Source organism: Microbulbifer elongatus, assembly GCF_021165935.1.
GTDB lineage: Bacteria > Pseudomonadota > Gammaproteobacteria > Pseudomonadales > Cellvibrionaceae > Microbulbifer > Microbulbifer elongatus.
Window position 1 is genome coordinate 249,484 of record NZ_CP088953.1, and the last position, 16,538, is coordinate 266,021.

At 58.5% G+C, this 16,538-nt stretch carries 14 protein-coding genes and 1 tRNA gene; 10 read left to right on the forward strand and 5 right to left on the reverse strand.

Annotation, left to right across the window (positions count from 1 at the left end; translation table 11 throughout):
* Position 1: 1 nt before the first annotated feature.
* The 4 genes from LRR79_RS01095 to tsaD form a co-directional block, all read right to left on the reverse strand.
* Positions 2–1,321 carry an ATP-grasp domain-containing protein gene (locus tag LRR79_RS01095; protein ID WP_231758600.1) on the reverse strand — a complete coding sequence of 440 codons (1,320 nt, stop codon included), beginning with the start codon at positions 1,319–1,321 and terminating at the stop codon, positions 2–4.
* 116 nt (positions 1,322–1,437) lie between these two features.
* Positions 1,438–1,929, reverse strand: coding sequence for a 2-amino-4-hydroxy-6-hydroxymethyldihydropteridine diphosphokinase (gene folK / locus LRR79_RS01100; protein WP_231758601.1), 492 nt, complete (start codon positions 1,927–1,929; stop codon positions 1,438–1,440).
* Positions 1,930–1,932: 3 nt separating this feature from the next.
* On the reverse strand, positions 1,933–2,301 hold the full coding sequence (folB, locus tag LRR79_RS01105; RefSeq protein WP_231758602.1) for a dihydroneopterin aldolase: 369 nt from the start codon (positions 2,299–2,301) through the stop codon (positions 1,933–1,935).
* A 22-nt stretch (positions 2,302–2,323) separates the two neighbouring features.
* Positions 2,324–3,343 (reverse strand): tRNA (adenosine(37)-N6)-threonylcarbamoyltransferase complex transferase subunit TsaD, encoded by a 1,020-nt coding sequence (gene tsaD / locus LRR79_RS01110; protein ID WP_231758603.1) that lies wholly within the window; start codon positions 3,341–3,343, stop codon positions 2,324–2,326.
* A gap of 394 nt (positions 3,344–3,737) precedes the next feature.
* Between tsaD and rpsU the strand changes: the two genes are divergently transcribed.
* The 10 genes from rpsU to LRR79_RS01160 all read left to right on the forward strand — a co-directional run bounded on the left by rpsU (position 3,738) and on the right by LRR79_RS01160 (position 13,959).
* Positions 3,738–3,953, forward strand: coding sequence for a 30S ribosomal protein S21 (gene rpsU, locus LRR79_RS01115; RefSeq protein ID WP_043319591.1), 216 nt, complete (start codon positions 3,738–3,740; stop codon positions 3,951–3,953).
* Between the two features lie 213 nt (positions 3,954–4,166).
* Positions 4,167–4,610 (forward strand): GatB/YqeY domain-containing protein, encoded by a 444-nt coding sequence (locus tag LRR79_RS01120; protein ID WP_231758604.1) that lies wholly within the window; start codon positions 4,167–4,169, stop codon positions 4,608–4,610.
* 163 nt (positions 4,611–4,773) lie between these two features.
* Positions 4,774–6,786 (forward strand): DNA primase, encoded by a 2,013-nt coding sequence (gene dnaG / locus LRR79_RS01125; RefSeq protein WP_231758605.1) that lies wholly within the window; start codon positions 4,774–4,776, stop codon positions 6,784–6,786.
* A 366-nt stretch (positions 6,787–7,152) separates the two neighbouring features.
* Positions 7,153–9,027: an RNA polymerase sigma factor RpoD gene (rpoD, locus tag LRR79_RS01130; RefSeq protein ID WP_231758606.1), complete on the forward strand. Its 1,875-nt coding sequence runs from the start codon at positions 7,153–7,155 to the stop codon at positions 9,025–9,027.
* Between the two features lie 135 nt (positions 9,028–9,162).
* On the forward strand, positions 9,163–9,552 hold the full coding sequence (locus tag LRR79_RS01135) for a diacylglycerol kinase (protein ID WP_231758607.1): 390 nt from the start codon (positions 9,163–9,165) through the stop codon (positions 9,550–9,552).
* Positions 9,553–9,765: 213 nt separating this feature from the next.
* The gene (locus LRR79_RS01140; protein WP_231758608.1) at positions 9,766–11,673 is read left to right on the forward strand and encodes an autotransporter family protein; all 1,908 of its coding nucleotides are present in this window, start codon (positions 9,766–9,768) and stop codon (positions 11,671–11,673) included.
* A 100-nt stretch (positions 11,674–11,773) separates the two neighbouring features.
* A tRNA-Ile gene (locus LRR79_RS01145) sits at positions 11,774–11,850 on the forward strand.
* Positions 11,851–12,054: 204 nt separating this feature from the next.
* Positions 12,055–13,068, forward strand: a complete 1,014-nt coding sequence (locus LRR79_RS01150; RefSeq protein ID WP_231758609.1) for a DNA-binding protein — start codon at positions 12,055–12,057, stop codon at positions 13,066–13,068.
* A gap of 65 nt (positions 13,069–13,133) precedes the next feature.
* Complete coding sequence (locus LRR79_RS01155; protein ID WP_231758610.1) at positions 13,134–13,553, forward strand: type II toxin-antitoxin system death-on-curing family toxin; 420 nt, start codon at positions 13,134–13,136, stop codon at positions 13,551–13,553.
* Positions 13,554–13,608: 55 nt separating this feature from the next.
* Positions 13,609–13,959 (forward strand): DUF2200 domain-containing protein, encoded by a 351-nt coding sequence (locus LRR79_RS01160; RefSeq protein ID WP_231758611.1) that lies wholly within the window; start codon positions 13,609–13,611, stop codon positions 13,957–13,959.
* Positions 13,960–13,998: 39 nt separating this feature from the next.
* On the opposite strand, the gene LRR79_RS01165 is transcribed toward LRR79_RS01160, so the two are convergent.
* Positions 13,999–16,344 (reverse strand): arylsulfatase, encoded by a 2,346-nt coding sequence (locus LRR79_RS01165; protein WP_231758612.1) that lies wholly within the window; start codon positions 16,342–16,344, stop codon positions 13,999–14,001.
* Between the last annotated feature and the right edge of the window lie 194 nt (positions 16,345–16,538).

Genomic DNA, 16,538 nt, shown 5'->3' on the forward strand with positions numbered 1-16,538 from the left:
ATCAGTAGCGCACACAGTTGAACTGGAAGGGTTCCGGCCGCCCGCCGTCGGCGAAGTGGAACTCGAGGCTGCCGGCCAGTTGGTGATAATGGTCTAGCAGTTGCTGCTGATCCTGTGCGCCGAGCCAGATATTGGCGATTTCGAAACTGTAGCTGTCGGGCATGGACTGCTCCGACAGGCGATGCCCCTCCTCCGCAGCAATGATCACATTGCTGCCGGGAAAATCCCGCTCGACGTGCTCGATCTGCACCTCCGGCGGTGCCTGTTGCAGGACGGTGTCCCGATAACGGCGCAGCATAAATTTGGCAGCCGTGCGGTAGTCTCCCCGATAGCGACGGAAATCGGGCAGGCGACCACAGGCGAGTTCAATGGGCACCAGGTGATTGGAAACGCCATGCACCTTGACGAACTGATCGCAGTGCGACTGTGAAATTCGGGTATTGATTTCCAGTATCCAGAAGCGGTCTTCACGCTCATCCCAGAAGAACTCGATACCAAAGGCCGAATTATCGAATCCCATGTGCTGCAGGATTTTCTCTCCCGCCGCACAGATTTTCTGCTGCGCATACCGGGGCCAGACCGATGGATATTCGTAGCGGGTAAAACTGAGGTTGCGGCTGTCCTTCACCGTGTCCACAATGCCGTGCACGCGGTACTGGCCGTCCAGTAATGCCCCCTCAATACCGCACTGCTTGCCAGTGAGAATTTCCTCAGCGATACACCAGTTGCCATCCACCGGGCCCACCTCTTCCGGTACCTCGATATGTGCCAGGGCCTGATTGAACGGATCTCCACAGCTGTGTACCGCGGCTCGGATCTTTTTCAGAGCCTCGTCAAACGCCGCTTCATTTTCGATACGAAACCCCAGGTACGAGGAGTGCGCCTTGATCGGCTTGAGCCAGAAAGGAAAATCGAGAGATAGCTGTTTCCGCGGATTCTCGGCAAACGGATCTACCGCACAGAAGCCCGGGGTCCACTCGGGCATGACCTTGCGCTGTTCGAGCCGACTCCAGTACTTGTGCTCGCACTTCAGTACCGCCTCCAGTGAGGCGGACCTCAGTCCGAACAGTTCACTGAGATGTGCCAGCAGTACACTGGTGGGAAAATCCCAGTGGCCGATGATGCCGGCAATCGGCTCCGGAAAGGCTGCGAGCTTCTGACGGGCTCTTTCCAGCATGACGTCGTAGTCGAAAGTGGCCGGATTGACCACCTCTTCCAACCAGAATAGTGGATGAAAGCGGTAGTCATGGGCATTCGGTAAATATTTCAGATACGACAGGCGTAGTGGATCCAGCCCGAGGACAAAAAAGTGCTTGGGCATTGACTGCTCCCATTGCCGATACCGCTGCCATTCAGTGCGCAGCGGTTAAATCACAGGTAGGTCGCAGTCTAGTGTGGGGAAGAGGAAATGCGTGGGCGGATTTAAGGAGCCTCTGATCAAGGCCAATTGAACGTCACTGGCCACAACTTCTGGGAGGACTGGTCGTAGGCCTCCCACAATTGCTGATAGGTTTTGCGCTCGAGCGGATGCTCGGTATCCGGCGCCAGCTCGGACAGCGGCAGCAGCACAAAAGCGTTCTTGAGAATTTCACCCCGCGGCAACATGACACCATCCACGTCACCGGTGAGATCGTCACAGGTGAGGATATCGATATCCAGGGTACGCGCGCTGAACTTTGGGCCGCTGCGCACACGGCCGTTGGCATCCTCGATATTGCGCAGCTTTACCGCCAGCTCACCCACAGAGAGGTCGGTTTTGATGGCGGCGACCAGGTTGTAAAAGTTTTCGCCATCAAAGCCTACCGCCTCGCTTTCGTACACCTGTGACATCTTCAGATCGCCAAAGGCTTCCACCAGCGCATCCAGACCTGCGCTCAGGTGCTTTTCACGATCGATATTGCTGCCGAGGCTCAGGTAGACGATCGCCATGATTCAGATCTCCGCACTCTGTTTGCTACCACGCTCAATGATGACACCCACATCGCGGGCGCCGCGTACCGCACCGGGCTTGGACAGGCGCAAACGCAACCAGCTTACCTTGAACTCTTTGCGCACAATGTCCGCGGCCTGTTCGGCCATGGTCTCCACCAGCAGAAATTCACTGCCCTCGATAAACGCGATCAGGCGCTTGGCCACGGCCTTGTAGTTGAGGGTGTGCTCGATATTGTCAGTGCGCGCGGCCTCGCCAATATCGAAAGCCATTTCCAGATCCAGACTCACGGTCTGGCGCACTTCCCGCTCCCAGTCGTAGATGCCGATAATGGTGTCGACCTTGAGATCGCGGATATAAACGATGTCCATCAAGCTTTTCTTCCAGTCCTAATCAAAGTTCCGTCAGTGGCCAGCGGGGGCGCACATCTATATCGAGGCCGGTACGCTGACCGGCCTGCAGCCGCAGGCATCCGGCGTAGGCAATCATGGCCCCATTGTCGGTACAGAATTCCTGACGGGGGTAATACACACTGCAGCCGTCTTCAGCGAGGCGCGCCTCCAAGCGCTGGCGCAGCAGTTTATTGGCGGAGACGCCACCGGCAATCACCAGGGTTTTGCGCCGGGACTGCTTGAGCGCGCGACGACACTTGATCACCAGTGTATCCACCACCGCTTCCTGAAAGGCCGCGGCAATATCCGCGCAGGTATGTTCATCCGGCAGCCCGTCGTCCAGTGCATGCTGTCGCACGGTGGTCAGCGTGTAGGTTTTCAGGCCGGAAAAGCTGAAATCGAGCCCGGGACGATCGGTCATGGGACGCGGAAAGGTAAACCGCAGCGGGTCGCCTTTTTCCGCCAGCGCCGCCAGGCGTGGGCCGCCGGGGTAATCCAGATCCAGCATCTTGGCGGCCTTGTCGAAGGCCTCTCCGGCGGCATCGTCCAGGGATTCTCCCAGCAGCTCGTACTGGCCCAGGCCCTGCACATCCACCAGCTGGGTGTGACCACCGGAGACCAGCAGCGCGACAAAAGGAAATGCCGGCGGGTTCTCTTCCAGCATGGGCGCCAGCAGGTGGCCTTCCATATGATGTACACCGATGGCCGGTACATCCCAGCCGTAGGCAATGGCGCGACCGGCGCAGGCGCCCACCATCAGCGCGCCGATCAGGCCGGGGCCGGCGGTGTAGGCGACACCGTCGATCTCTTCTGGCTGAGTGCTGCTTTGCGCCATCACCTCGCGCACCAGCGGCAGTAGTTTGCGCACATGGTCGCGACTGGCCAGTTCCGGCACCACCCCACCGTAATCGGCGTGCAGTTTCACCTGACTATAAAGAGTGTGACCGAGCAGCCCCTGTTCGCTGTCGTACAGGGCGACGCCGGTTTCATCACAGGAAGTTTCTATGCCGAGTACTCGCACGGTGCCGGATATTTCCTCAAAAATTGCCAATTAACCGGGCCAAGTCGCAAAAACGGACACTTTGCCGATTCGGACCCGCTTGCGGGGGCGCTATCATACTCTCAGACGGACCAGAAATCCGCCGTGGAGCTCAGCGGGCCGGGCCAATCGCGTCTATATTTACCCGCCCGGGGGCCTGGTGGCTGCGACATTTCCAGTAGTCGCATTTGATTGACGGGTTTAGGTCCACAAGGCTTGCGAAGGCCAAATCATCTGTATAGAATTTGCGCCCTCGCTGTGAACCGGCCTCCGGCCTGATCTGCGAGATCAACGTTAGCCGGATAGGCCCCGCCAGTTCCACACGAGCCATGCTCAATGGATTCTGGCCGAGAGAAACAATTTTACAGGTAATCTAATGCCATCAGTACGCATCAAAGACAACGAGCCATTTGACATCGCTCTGCGCCGCTTCAAGCGCTCCTGCGAGAAAGCCGGTGTACTCTCCGAAGTACGTCGCCGTGAGTTTTACGAGAAGCCCACTTCCGTTCGCAAGCGCAAGGCTGCTGCCGCTGTAAAGCGTCACGCCAAAAAACTGCAGCGCGAAAACCGCAAGTTCCAGCGTCTCTACTGAGTTTTGCCGGGCGTAAGCCCGGTCTCTCGCTCACAGCACGCTGACGCGAACGCGGTTCGCGATCTGAAACGGCGCCCGAGGCTACCTCGCGCGCCGTTTTCTGTTTCTGGAACCTTTTTAAAATACGGCCACTTCAGCCAACCCCCGGCAGGCGCTATGCTTAGCCGCCACACCACGAATACTTTCTTCCGCAACCACAACGGACGACGCCCAATGAGCACTCTCAAGGAAACCCTCACTACTGCCACCAAAGACGCCATGAAGAACCGCGACAAAGCGCGCCTGGCGACCCTGCGACTGATCAATGCGGAGATCAAGCGGGTAGAGGTGGACGAGCGTATCGAACTGGACGACGCGCGCATCCTCGCCCTGCTGGACAAAATGACCAAGCAGCGTCGCGACTCCATCGCCCAGTACGAAAAGGCAGGCCGCCCGGAACTGGCGGAAGTGGAGCAGCAGGAGATCGATGTGATTCAGGACTTCCTGCCGGAGCAGCTGTCTGAAGCCGAGATTCAGGAAATCGTCGCCGCCGCCGTCAAAGAGACCGGCGCCAGCAGCATGGCGGACATGGGCAAGGTGATGGCACTGGTAAAACCCCAGGTGCAGGGCCGCGCCGATATGGGTGCGGTCAGCAAACTCGTCAAAGCCTCATTTTAAGAATCGCCGTAAAACTACTGCGCGGGCGCCTGACGGCGGCCGGCAGTGCTCACAATGCTCATGTACTGCGTGTACACTCCGCTTGTTGCGCGCTGGCGGCCACCATCAGCCACCCGCTCGCTACGTTTTAAGACGATTCTTCCAGCAAATAAATTAGTAATGTATGGCAGGCAAGATCCCGCAGTATTTTATCGACGACCTGTTGGCCCGCGCCGACATTGTTCCGGTGGTCGATAGCCGGGTCAAACTGCGCAAGACCGGGAAAAACTATTCCGCCTGCTGCCCGTTTCACGACGAGAAAACCCCCTCCTTCACCGTAAGTCCGGACAAGCAGTTCTATTACTGCTTCGGCTGCGGTGCAAGTGGCAACGCGGTCGGCTTCCTGATGGAGTACGACCGCCTGCCCTTCCCGGAGGCGGTGGAGAAGCTCGCCGCCAGTCTCGGCCTGGAAGTGCCACGGGAAAAGCTCGACGCCGGCCAGATCAAACGCCAGCAGGAGAGCCAGTCCCTCTACCAGCTCACGGAAAAAGCCGCCGAGTTTTACCGGGAAAAGCTCAAAGACCATAAGATCTCTACCCCGGCCATCACCTACCTGAAGAACCGCGGGCTGTCCGGTGCCATCTGCAAGGAGTTTGGCATTGGCCTGGCCCCACCCGGCTGGGACAATCTGCTCAACCAGCTCGGCACCAGCGCGGAGAAAACCGAGCAGCTGGAGCTGGCCGGCCTCGCCATCCGCCGCCAGGACAGTGACGGCAAGACAGAACCCGGCAAGCGCCACCACTACGACCGCTTCCGCAACCGCATCATGTTCCCCATCCGCGACCAGCGCGGGCGCACCATCGCCTTCGGCGGCCGGGTGCTGGGGGACGACAAACCCAAATACCTCAACTCCCCGGAAACCCCGATTTTCCACAAGGGCCGGGAGCTCTACGGCCTGTGGGAAGCCCGTCAGGCCAACCGCGAACTGAAACGGCTGATCGTGGTGGAAGGCTATATGGACGTGGTGGCCCTGGCCCAGTTCGATATCCGCTGCGCCGTCGCCACACTCGGTACCGCCTGCGGCGAAGACCATATCCAGCTGGCCTTCCGCCACACCCAGGAACTGGTGTTCTGTTTCGATGGCGACCGCGCCGGGCGCACTGCCGCCCGCCGCGCGTTAGAAGCTGCACTTCCGCATATGCAGGACGGCCGCAGCCTGCGCTTCCTGTTACTGCCGGAAGGGGAAGACCCGGACACCCTGGTGCGCCAGATCGGTGGCGAGCGCTTCGACACCCTGATCGACGAACAGGGGCGCCCACTGGAAGACTTCCTGTTCGACCTGCTGGGGGAAGGCATCAATATCCAGACCATGGACGGCCGCGCGCGCCTGTCGAAAGCCGCCGCGCCGCTGCTCGACCTCTTACCCAAAGGCGTCTACCGCCAGCTGATGTTCCAGCAACTGGCCCGCCGTACCGGCCTCGAACAGGACATGCTGGAAGAGATCATCGCCGCGGAAAAAGCCCGCAGCGCCGAACTCGCCCGCCAGGCCCAACCGGCGCCAAAACCGGCGCAGAAGCCGGCCCCCAAAACCGCCGCGATGGCGCAGCCCGGGGAACCCACCCCACCCCCTTTCGGCGAAGAAATGCCCCCCGCGGAAGCCTACGACGGCCCCCCGCTCGACGATGACTACAACCCACCGCCACCGGACTACCCGGACGAAAGCGGCCCGGGCAACACGCCGCGCCGGCGCAGCGGGCAGTACCGTCTACCCGCCGAGCGCATGCTGATCGCCCTGTTGCTGCACCACCCCCAGCTGGCGGAGCTGATTGACGATAGCAGCCGTTTCCGCGACAGCAACGACGCCGATTTGCAGCTTTTCGGCGAAATTCTTCAGGTTTTACACAAAAATCCGGCGCTCAATAGCAACCAGCTGTTCGGCCGCCTGATGAATCTGGAAAGCAAGGAAGCCCGCGAACTGCTGCCCCGCCTAGCCATGAGCCACCCGATCGTCGGCGGCCAGGGCCAGGTGCTGGAATACGACCCGCACACCGAGTTCAGCGACTGCCTGCGCACCCTGGAGCTCGCCGCGGAGCGCCAGCGCAAGCGGGAACTGCTCGACCAGCTCAAGACCAACGGCAACCAGCTGAGCACCGAGCAACTGGCGCTGCTGGCACAATTTCGCCGGAAGAAAGACTGAATCTGGATGCAAAGGTGCTGATGTTGGGTGCTTCCGTGCAAGACCTTCGAAAACAGGGATGTTTTCGCAGAGCCCCCAGGGACGGGTACACGGCGTGTCTTGCACGGAAACACCCAACATCCGCACCGCCACAAATGTCATGCGAGCCCCTTGAAATTCCGGGCGCCATCACCATATAGACTGACCCGCCGCCCAAAGCGGCTGGAAGCCAAAGACAAGCGCGCCCGGACACCCTGAACCACACCCTCTGCCTTGACAGTCACAGTGGTTATTGCTATCGCAAATACGCTATAATCCCGCGTCTTTGTCCAAAGAAAAGCCCAGACAAAAGTCCCGACTATCAATCCCCAGAATTCAGGGTTGTGCATGACCGACAAAACCCAGCAGCAAAAAACCACCTCCCGCATTCGCGAACTGATTGCCCGCGGTAAAGAGCAGGGCTACCTCACCTATGCGGAAGTGAATGACCACCTGCCGGAGGACATCTCCGATCCCGATCAGGTGGAAGACATCATCGGCATGATCAACGACATGGGCATCAAGGTGTTTGAACAAGCACCGGATGCCGAAGAACTGTTGATGGCCGAAGGCGACAGCTCCGCCGACGAGATCGCCGCCGCCGAAGCCGCCGCCGCACTGGCCGCCGTAGAATCCGATGTGGGCCGCACTACCGACCCGGTGCGCATGTACATGCGCGAAATGGGCACCGTAGAGCTGCTTACCCGCGAAGGCGAAATCGCCATCGCCAAGCGCATCGAAGAAGGCCTGCGCGAACTGATGGCCGCCCTCGCTTACTGGCCGGGCGCCGTGCAGCAGATTATCGACGAATACGCGCTGATCGAGAAAGAAGAACGCCGCATCCCCGACGTCATCGCCGGCTGGCTCGACCCCGCCGACGAAGTGCCCCCGGGCGCCCAGGCCGGCCAGGCCGCAGAAGCCAAAAAGGCCGAAGAGAAGGACAGCGACAACGATTCCGACAGCGATGATGACGACGATGACGACACTTCCGAGGAAGAGGAAAACGTCGGCGGCATCGATCCGGAAGAGCTGGCAGAGCGCATGAACGCACTGATCGCCGCTCAGAAGAAAGCCGATGCCGCGATCAAAAAGCACGGCCGCGACTCCAAAGAGGCCGGCGAGGCCATGGAAGCGGTAGGTGAAGTATTCCGCTTCTTCAAGCTGGCGCCGCGCCAGTTCGACCCGCTGTACAACGCTGTGCGCAGCATTCTCGACGACGTGCGTGCGCAAGAACGCCTGATCATGAACCTGTGCATCAAGCGTGCCCGCATGCCGCGCAAGACGTTCATCAAGGAATTCCCCGGCAACGAAACCAATCTTGACTGGATCCCCGCGATCATCAAGAAAAAGCGCGATTACTCCGACGCCCTGCGCCAGGTTGTCGACGAGATCCAGCGCGCCCAGCGCAAACTGCAGCAGGCCCAGGACAAAGCCCAGCTGGACGTCGGTCAGATCAAAGAGATCAACCGCCGCATGTCCATCGGCGAAGCCCGCTCCCGTCGCGCCAAGAAAGAAATGGTCGAGGCCAACCTGCGTCTGGTTATTTCTATCGCCAAGAAATACACCAACCGCGGCCTGCAGTTCCTGGACCTGATCCAGGAAGGCAACATCGGCCTGATGAAAGCGGTGGACAAGTTCGAATACCGTCGCGGTTACAAGTTCTCCACCTACGCCACCTGGTGGATTCGCCAGGCGATCACCCGCTCCATTGCCGACCAGGCGCGCACCATTCGTATTCCGGTGCACATGATTGAGACCATCAACAAGCTCAATCGGATCAGCCGCCAGATGCTGCAGGAGATGGGCCGCGAGCCGACCCCGGAAGAGCTGGGCGAGCGCATGGAGATGCCAGAAGACAAGGTGCGGAAAGTCCTGAAGATCGCCAAAGAGCCGATCTCCATGGAAACGCCGATCGGTGACGATGAAGATTCCCATCTGGGGGATTTCATCGAAGACCAGAACCAGTCTTCTCCGATCGACACCGCGACGTCCACCGGCCTGCACGACGCTACCCGCTCAGTGTTGTCCGGATTGACCGCACGGGAAGCCAAGGTACTGCGCATGCGCTTCGGTATCGACATGAACACCGACCACACCCTCGAGGAAGTGGGCAAACAGTTCGACGTTACCCGTGAGCGCATCCGTCAGATCGAAGCCAAGGCGTTGCGCAAACTGCGCCACCCTTCACGCTCCGAGCATCTGCGCAGCTTCCTGGACGAGTAAGTTTTCTTGCTCGGTCTATACTCAAAAAAGCCCGGCTCGCCGGGCTTTTTTGTGCGTGTCGGAATTATTGCAAACCGATGAAGCCCGGCAATTCCCATTGACCACACATAAACCGACGGAGATTTTCGCAGAGCAATGGAAGAGCAGTTTGTGAATAAGCCCGGAAAAACCGGCATTTCCCGCCTGATCGATGCCACCGAGTACTCCCGCCAGGGGCTGATCGCCACCTGGCGCAACGAGGCCGCCTTCCGCCAGGAAGTCTCCCTCGCCATTTTCCTGATCCCCGCCGCACTGTGGCTGGGAGAAACCGGTGTTGAACGCGCGCTGCTCATCGGCGTCACCCTGCTGGTGATGATCGTCGAGCTGCTGAACAGTGCGGTAGAGGCCGTGGTGGATCGGGTCGGCCCGGAGAAGCACCCACTGTCCAAAATCGCCAAAGACACCGGCTCCGCCGCAGTGTCGATTTCCCTACTGCTGTGGGTAAGTACCTGGGCCTGTATTCTGGTACCGCGCTGGCTCACCTGAACCACAGCCGCCCCGGAAAACGCCTGTGACCAACGTGCGGGTTGCAGGCGGATGACCGCGCAGGTTTGCCCGACAATATTCGTGACCAATAGCCGCAGTCCACGGCAGACAACCTTCCCCCGATCTAAACTTTTGGTACCGATGTACCACCGGGTACCTCCCCAATAGAGCGCAACGGATCTGCGCTCAGCAATAAGATTCAGGGAAGGAAGCATGTCGATTCTCCGGCTGGGTCGCGGCGTTTTCGCCGCCGCCAAACCCTCACTGTTGGCCCCTATCGCCTTTACCGGCGCGCTCATGTCGCCACCGCTCCACGGCCAGATATTGCTCGGTGGCGGCGATGACGAGTACACACTGACGAATCAACACAGTGCCAGCCGCCAGGGAGGCACCTTGATCGACGGAGGCGCGGGATTCGACACCCTGAGACTCCGCGCCGTCACTCTCGACAACCCATCTCGCCTGCAGCATTGGGAAAACCTGTATCTCGAGCAAGGCACACAATTGACACTGGATACCTCCCTGGTGCTCGGCGACAGTGGCGGGCATCCGGGCCACCTGCAGGTGGACTCCAGCAGTGCACTATTACTCCCCTATTTCAGCGCCGCGCTTACCCCCTACAACGGACAGAACGTAACCCTCACTAATCATGGAGTGATCGATATGCGCGGTAACACCGCCAACCGTCTGTCGATCCATGGGGACTACCGAGGTCACGGCACCATTCACATGGATTTGGTGGCGGAAGGCGACGCCAGCCTTGCCGACCGAGTGATCCTCCACGGTGGCCACGCCAGCGGACACACCCGACTGCTGTTCAACCGTCTCGCCGGCCACGGCGCAGATACCGAGAAAGGCATTCTCGTGGTGGAAGCCCGGGACGGCGCCAGCACCAGCCACAGTGCGTTTTACATGGACGGCTCGGTATCCGCCGGCCCCTACGAATATTTCCTGTTCCGTGGCGCCATCAGCCCGCAAGACGCCGACAACTGGTATCTGCGCTCCACCCTCTTGCCCGGCGATGCCGTCGCTACGCCGCAACCCGCGCAAAGGCCATACAGTACTCTGAGCAGCGCCGGCAGCACCGGAATCGTCATGGGGAGCGTGGCCTCTCAGTCCCCAAGCAGCATCAATACCCGCGCAGCCCTGTCCGGCAATACCCCGGTGCCCATCTACCGCCCGGAAATCCCCCTCTACGCCCAGGCGAAATCCCTCGCCCGCCTGACCTCCCTGCAGGAAGTCGGCAGCTACCACAAACGGCGCGGTGAGCAGCGCAGCTGGTTTGACGGGGTGAACGACGACTGGATCCGCGTCCATCATATGCGCGCAGACTACGGCTGGAGCGGCGACGTCGACAACCGCTTCGACGGCGACATCACCGGTGTCCAGTTGGGTACCAACCTGTGGGCCGCCCCCACCTGCACCGGTGGCGCGCGAGAAATGGGCCTGTTTGTAGGGTCAACACGGGCGAGCGGTGATGTCACCGGTTTCGCTCGCGGCTTCACCGATTACAGCGCCGGCCACAACCAGCTCACCAGCCACCACATCGGCTACTACTTCAACGACTACCGCCCGGACATGGGCTACTTCGATTTCACCGCCAAGCTTGCTTACCTGAAGCTAGAGAGTGAATCCTCACGGGGTATCGGCGACACCATTGTTGGCCCCCAAATCACCCTGTCGCTCGAAAAGGGGTTTACCTGGCAAGCCACGCAAGCCTTCAACCTGGAGCCGCAGCTACAGGCCGTGGTGAACTACAGTAACCTGAGCGCGTATCAGGATGGCATTTCCAAGGTGGAGCCGGATATGACTCCGGAAGTGAACTTCCGCGCCGGTATCCGCGGTTACAATGTGGACGGTCGCTGGCTGGACGGCAATCTGCGCTTTTATCTGTTCGGCAACCTCTGGCACACCCTCGGCGGCAATGACGAACTGCTGTTTGACCTGGATATCCGAACCAACCTGGATCGCCAGGCCACCTGGGGAGAGTTTGGCGGGGGTATCGTGCTACTGGAAAGCCAGTATGGCAGCGCCTTCATGAACATTGGCTACCAGCACTCCCTGGACGACCTAGACTGGTCCGGCGCCAATGCCAACCTGGGCTTCAACTGGGCCTGGTAAGGCAGGCGGCACACCACCGCAGGTGCGACAGAGCGTTGATTTCACGGGAAAAATCGAGTACTTTGCCATCCCGCTCGCAGAACCCTGCAAGCGTCTGTGGGGGCCTTTAGCTCAGTTGGTTAGAGCATCCGACTCATAATCGGCAGGTCCTGGGTTCAAGTCCCGGAAGGCCCACCAATCTCCTCTGAAGTACAAGCAAACGTCTTTAAGAGCTTATCCTATCAATGGACGCCAAGCTTTCTCCGATACTCAAGACGATCGTTAGCAATAACCAACAAAACTTAGAGCTTACGAAACTCCGCGACTGGCTTCTCCCAATGCTAATGAACGGCCAGGTAACCGTCACGTCAACCACCCAACCCCAAACAGCGGAGGCCTAGGATGGCCAAAGACCTCACCGAGTCGTCCCACGACCGCCAGAATATCCTCAACAACCGCTATGCCCTGCAACAGGCCGAGCGGCACCTGGACCTGGGGGGCAATACGTTTGACGGGGAGACAGTGTTTACCAAGGCGCAGGTGATGGCGCTGTACGAGGTCAGTGACAGTACGATTGAGAAGTACCTGGTCAGTCATGCCGATGAGCTCAAGGCCAATGGCTACCGGGTCTTGAAAGGCAAAAAACTGAAGGATTTCAAAGACTTAGATGATGGTACCGTAATGAATTACGGTACCAAAGTGAGCGCCCTGGGCGTGTTCAATTTTCGTGCAGTATTGAACCTGGGTATGCTTCTGACCGAGAGCGAACCCGCGCGACTGCTGCGTTCCCGCCTGCTGGATATCGTGCTGGATGTCATGGCCGAGCGCGCGGGCGGGCATACCAAGTTCATCAACCAGCGGGATGAGAACTACCTGGTCAGCGCACTACAGGAAGAAAACTACCGGCGCCAGTTCACCGATGCCTTGGACAACTATGTGGAGGGCAACCACTGGAAGTATGCCCGCTTTACCAACCTGATCTACCAAAGCATCTTCCATGAAAATGCCGCCGAATATAAAAAGGTATTGAAGTTGGCCACCAAGGCCAACCTTCGCGAAACACTATATTCCGAAGTACTGAACCTGATTGCCAGTTATGAATCCGGCATTGCCCACGAACTGGAGAAAGCCAGCCAGGCACAAGGCCGCAAGCTCACTCAGAAAGAAGCCGAAACCCTGTTTGCCGGCTTTGAGCAACATCCCCTTTTCAAGCCATTGATCCTGGATGCACGAACAAAAATGGCCAGCAGGGACTTGTGTTTTCGCGATGCCCTGCACGAGAAGCTGGAGACCTATATCCAATCCGTGCCCGAGGCCGATTTCGAGCGTTTCCTCGGCGAGAAGAGCCGCTCACTGGAAGAGCAATTGAGTGACCCTGAAACACTGGCTGTGCTTAAACGCCTGAAAGATCGCTAGAGGAGGGCTACATCTATGAGTGAAGGCATAGATTCAGGTGTTACCGTACGGTTTTCTATTTCGACGTGGCTCATGCTATTCGCGTTCACGATTGGATCATCAAGCACTCGGGCGGGCTGGCGGGCACCAAAGACATAGGCCAGCTAGAAAGCCCTCCACAACATATCCAGAATGATTGGTACTACCCGGAAGTAGAAGACAAGCTTACGCATCTGGTGTTTTCCATAAACAAAAACCATGCATTTAACGATGGTAACAAGCGTTCATCACTAGCGTTAGGAGCCTACTTTCTCGAGCTGAATGGCTTCGACTATGTGGTACAGCGCTTCGTCAAAGAAATGGAAAACATCGCAGTATGGGTAGCCGATAACGTAATTAACAAGGACCTTCTACACCAGATTATCAGCTCCCTACTCTACGAAGACGACTTCTCAGACGCAATAAAACTCGCCATTTTAGAAGCCGTGGAGGCAGCTAAAAAATAGCCTCCCGAAAAAACAACGAGCAACTTCCAAGTCCGGAATATCGGAAACACTCGTCATGGTAAATCACAGAATCTTCTCCATGCCCTTCGCCAAGGTCTACCCCATGTACGTCCAGAAAGCGGAACGCAAAGGGCGCACAAGAGCAGAGGTGGATGAGATTATCCGCTGGCTTACCGGTTACGACGCAGCGGGGCTGGCACAACAGATTGCGCAGGAGAATGATTTCAGAACCTTTTTTGCCGAGGCTCCCCAGATGCACCCGAACAGCGCCCTGATAAAAGGCGTGGTGTGCGGGGTTCGGGTAGAGGAGGTGGAGGATCCACTGATGCGGAAAATCCGCTACCTGGACAAGCTGGTGGATGAGCTTGCCAAGGGCAAGGCGATGGACAAGATCCTGCGCGGCTAGGCCGGTAGCCGCGTTGTATGCAACGGCTACCGGAAAAACCTAGTCCTTCAGGTCCACGGTAACCTTTTCAATCTTACCTGTGAATGAAAATGGTAATTCGTAGGTAAAGTCAATGGCGGAGCCGTTATCGGTCCCCACATCTACCCCTTCACCCAGGGAAAATTGTAGCGGTACGGTTTTGGGCAGTTTGCCTTCTCCGACCTTTTTCCCGTTGACCGAGAGGGTGACGTTCGCCGGTTTGCCGCGCTCGCCTTCCTTGCCCAGGTACTCAAGATCCATCACCAGCTCCACACGCCCCTTGGGCAGCACATCACTGGATACGGTGTAGCGATCAATGGCCAGCATGTTGTAGACGAAATGCGCTTTACCTTCCCGCATGTAGATACCGTAACCGCCGGTAAGGCCGCCGTGGGTGAAGATCATGCCTTCGGCGCCGATTTCGGGGATATCGAGGTTCATGGTCACGGAGAAGGATTTGTTCAGCACCGGCGGTGAGGCGCCATCCGGCAGCGCCACCTGCCCTTCATAGTACACATACTGATCCCGCTTGCCGGCAAGACTGGGGCGCCCCTGGAGTTCTGCGTTCAGGCGCACGGTAGCGCGCCAATCCAGAGGCAGAACACTGTATTTTTCCGCCTCCTCCCAGAACATGGCTTCCAGCTCTTTCAGCTTTTCCGGATGCTTCTGGGCAAGGTCTTCAGACTGGGAGAAATCTTCCTCGATGTTATAGAGCTCCCACTTGGCGGTGAGCGGGTCGAACTCGCCCCGGGTGGGCTCCCAGGGCACAAAGCTGCGGCTCGATGCCATCCAGCCATCGTGGTACATGCCGCGATTGACCAGCACTTCAAAATACTGGGTTTTGTGGGTTTCTGGTGCGTTCTTGTCGGTAAACGTCTGCAGAAAACTGAAACCTTCCAGGGGTTTCTGGGCGACTCCGTTCAGTTCTTTTGGCGGGGTGACACCGGTGGCTTCATAGAGTGTCGGCACTATGTCGATCACGTGCAGGAACTGGCTGCGCAAGCCGCCCTGGTCTTTGATTTTTTGCGGCCAGGAAATGATCATCGGATTGCGCGTGCCACCAAAGTGACTGGCCACCTGCTTGGTCCACTGGAAAGGCGTGGACATGGCGTGTGCCCAGGCGCTGGGAAAGTGATTGAACCACTTGGGGCCACCCAGTTCGTCGATGTGTTTTATATTGTCCTGCCATTTTTCCGGGAAGCCGTTAAAAAACAGGTTTTCATTCAGACTGCCCTCCAGGCCACCCTCGGCGCTGGCGCCGTTGTCACCAACGATATAGATGAAAATTGTGTTGTCGGCGTTGGGGGTATTCTTCACCGCATCAATGACCCGGCCCATATGATGATCCACATGGGCGGCGTAGCCGGCAAACACTTCCATCATGCGCGCGTACAGACGCTTCTGGTCGGCATTCAGGCTGTCCCAGGCAGGTAGCCCCTCGCTTCGCTGTGTCAGTTTGGTCCCTTTCGGCACTACCCCCAGCTTCAGCTGGCGCTCAAGCGTGGCTTCGCGATAGGCATCCCAGCCTTGATCAAACTGCCCCTTAAACTTATTGATCCACGCTTCAGGGGCGTGATGCGGTGAGTGGTTGGCACCGGGAGCCACATACAGAAAGAAGGGCTTGTCCGGGGAGATACTGGTACTGCGACGCACCCAGTCGATGGCGCGGTCTGCCAGGTCTTCCGTCAGGTGATAGTCCGGGTCGTTGCTGCGAGGCACCAGATTGCGATTTTCGAACAGCAACGGGTCCCAATGATTCATATCGCCGGCATTGAAGCCATAGAAGTAGTCAAAACCCAATCCATTTGCCCAGCGGTCGAAGGGGCCCACAGCACTGGTTTCCCACGCCGGCGTATTGTGGTTCTTACCCACCCACGCGGTCATGTACCCGTTCTGGCGCAACACCTCGGCAATACTGCCGGCACTTCGGGGAATGATACTGGTATAGCCGTCATAGCCCGTTGCGGCTTCGGTGATGACACCGGTGGCTGCGGAGTGATGATTGCGGCCAGTGAGCAGAGCCGCTCGTGTCGGGCTGCACAGGGCGGTGGTGTGAAAACGGTTGTACTTCAGACCTTCTGCCGCGAGCTTGTCGAGCGTTGGAGAGGGGATGCCGCCGCCAAAGGTTGCATACTGACCGAAACCCGTGTCGTCGAGCATGATCAGCACGATATTGGGCGCACCTTTCGGTGCCTGCGCCGGTTGCGGGAACTCCGGCGGGTCCGACTCCTTATAAGTCTTGCCAACCTTGCCTTTGAAATGGAAATCCGGGCGCGGCAGCACTTCCGGTGTATCCGCCCACGCAATGGGCATTATCAGAGCCAGGGTACTGAGTAGAATGACCGCCACCCGATGCAATCGAGGCATGAATGCTCCCTTGAAGATCTGCTTTACCACCATGTAGAACATAGGTATAGCAATGATCCACTGGGCCCCTATCTGGCGCGGCGTGAACGACAACGCTCGCGCGCGTTTTCGGCGGATAGGGTGGCGGTGAACACGGCGACAGCCGCACTGGCGAAAGCCGGCGAAATAAAAAAAATCCTGCGCCGTCAGGCCGG

Bases quoted from the DNA above. Each gene is read 5' to 3' on its own strand.
- rpoD (WP_231758606.1), top strand. From the start codon at position 7,153: ATGACCGACAAAACCCAGCAGCAAAAAACCACCTCCCGCATTCGCGAA.
- LRR79_RS01150 (WP_231758609.1), top strand. From the start codon at position 12,055: ATGGCCAAAGACCTCACCGAGTCGTCCCACGACCGCCAGAATATCCTC.
- LRR79_RS01140 (WP_231758608.1), top strand. From the start codon at position 9,766: ATGTCGATTCTCCGGCTGGGTCGCGGCGTTTTCGCCGCCGCCAAACCC.
- folK (WP_231758601.1), bottom strand. From the start codon at position 1,929: ATGGCGATCGTCTACCTGAGCCTCGGCAGCAATATCGATCGTGAAAAG.
- LRR79_RS01165 (WP_231758612.1), bottom strand. From the start codon at position 16,344: ATGCCTCGATTGCATCGGGTGGCGGTCATTCTACTCAGTACCCTGGCT.
- folB (WP_231758602.1), bottom strand. From the start codon at position 2,301: ATGGACATCGTTTATATCCGCGATCTCAAGGTCGACACCATTATCGGC.
- LRR79_RS01095 (WP_231758600.1), bottom strand. From the start codon at position 1,321: ATGCCCAAGCACTTTTTTGTCCTCGGGCTGGATCCACTACGCCTGTCG.
- LRR79_RS01135 (WP_231758607.1), top strand. From the start codon at position 9,163: ATGGAAGAGCAGTTTGTGAATAAGCCCGGAAAAACCGGCATTTCCCGC.
- LRR79_RS01120 (WP_231758604.1), top strand. From the start codon at position 4,167: ATGAGCACTCTCAAGGAAACCCTCACTACTGCCACCAAAGACGCCATG.
- rpsU (WP_043319591.1), top strand. From the start codon at position 3,738: ATGCCATCAGTACGCATCAAAGACAACGAGCCATTTGACATCGCTCTG.
- dnaG (WP_231758605.1), top strand. From the start codon at position 4,774: ATGGCAGGCAAGATCCCGCAGTATTTTATCGACGACCTGTTGGCCCGC.
- LRR79_RS01160 (WP_231758611.1), top strand. From the start codon at position 13,609: ATGGTAAATCACAGAATCTTCTCCATGCCCTTCGCCAAGGTCTACCCC.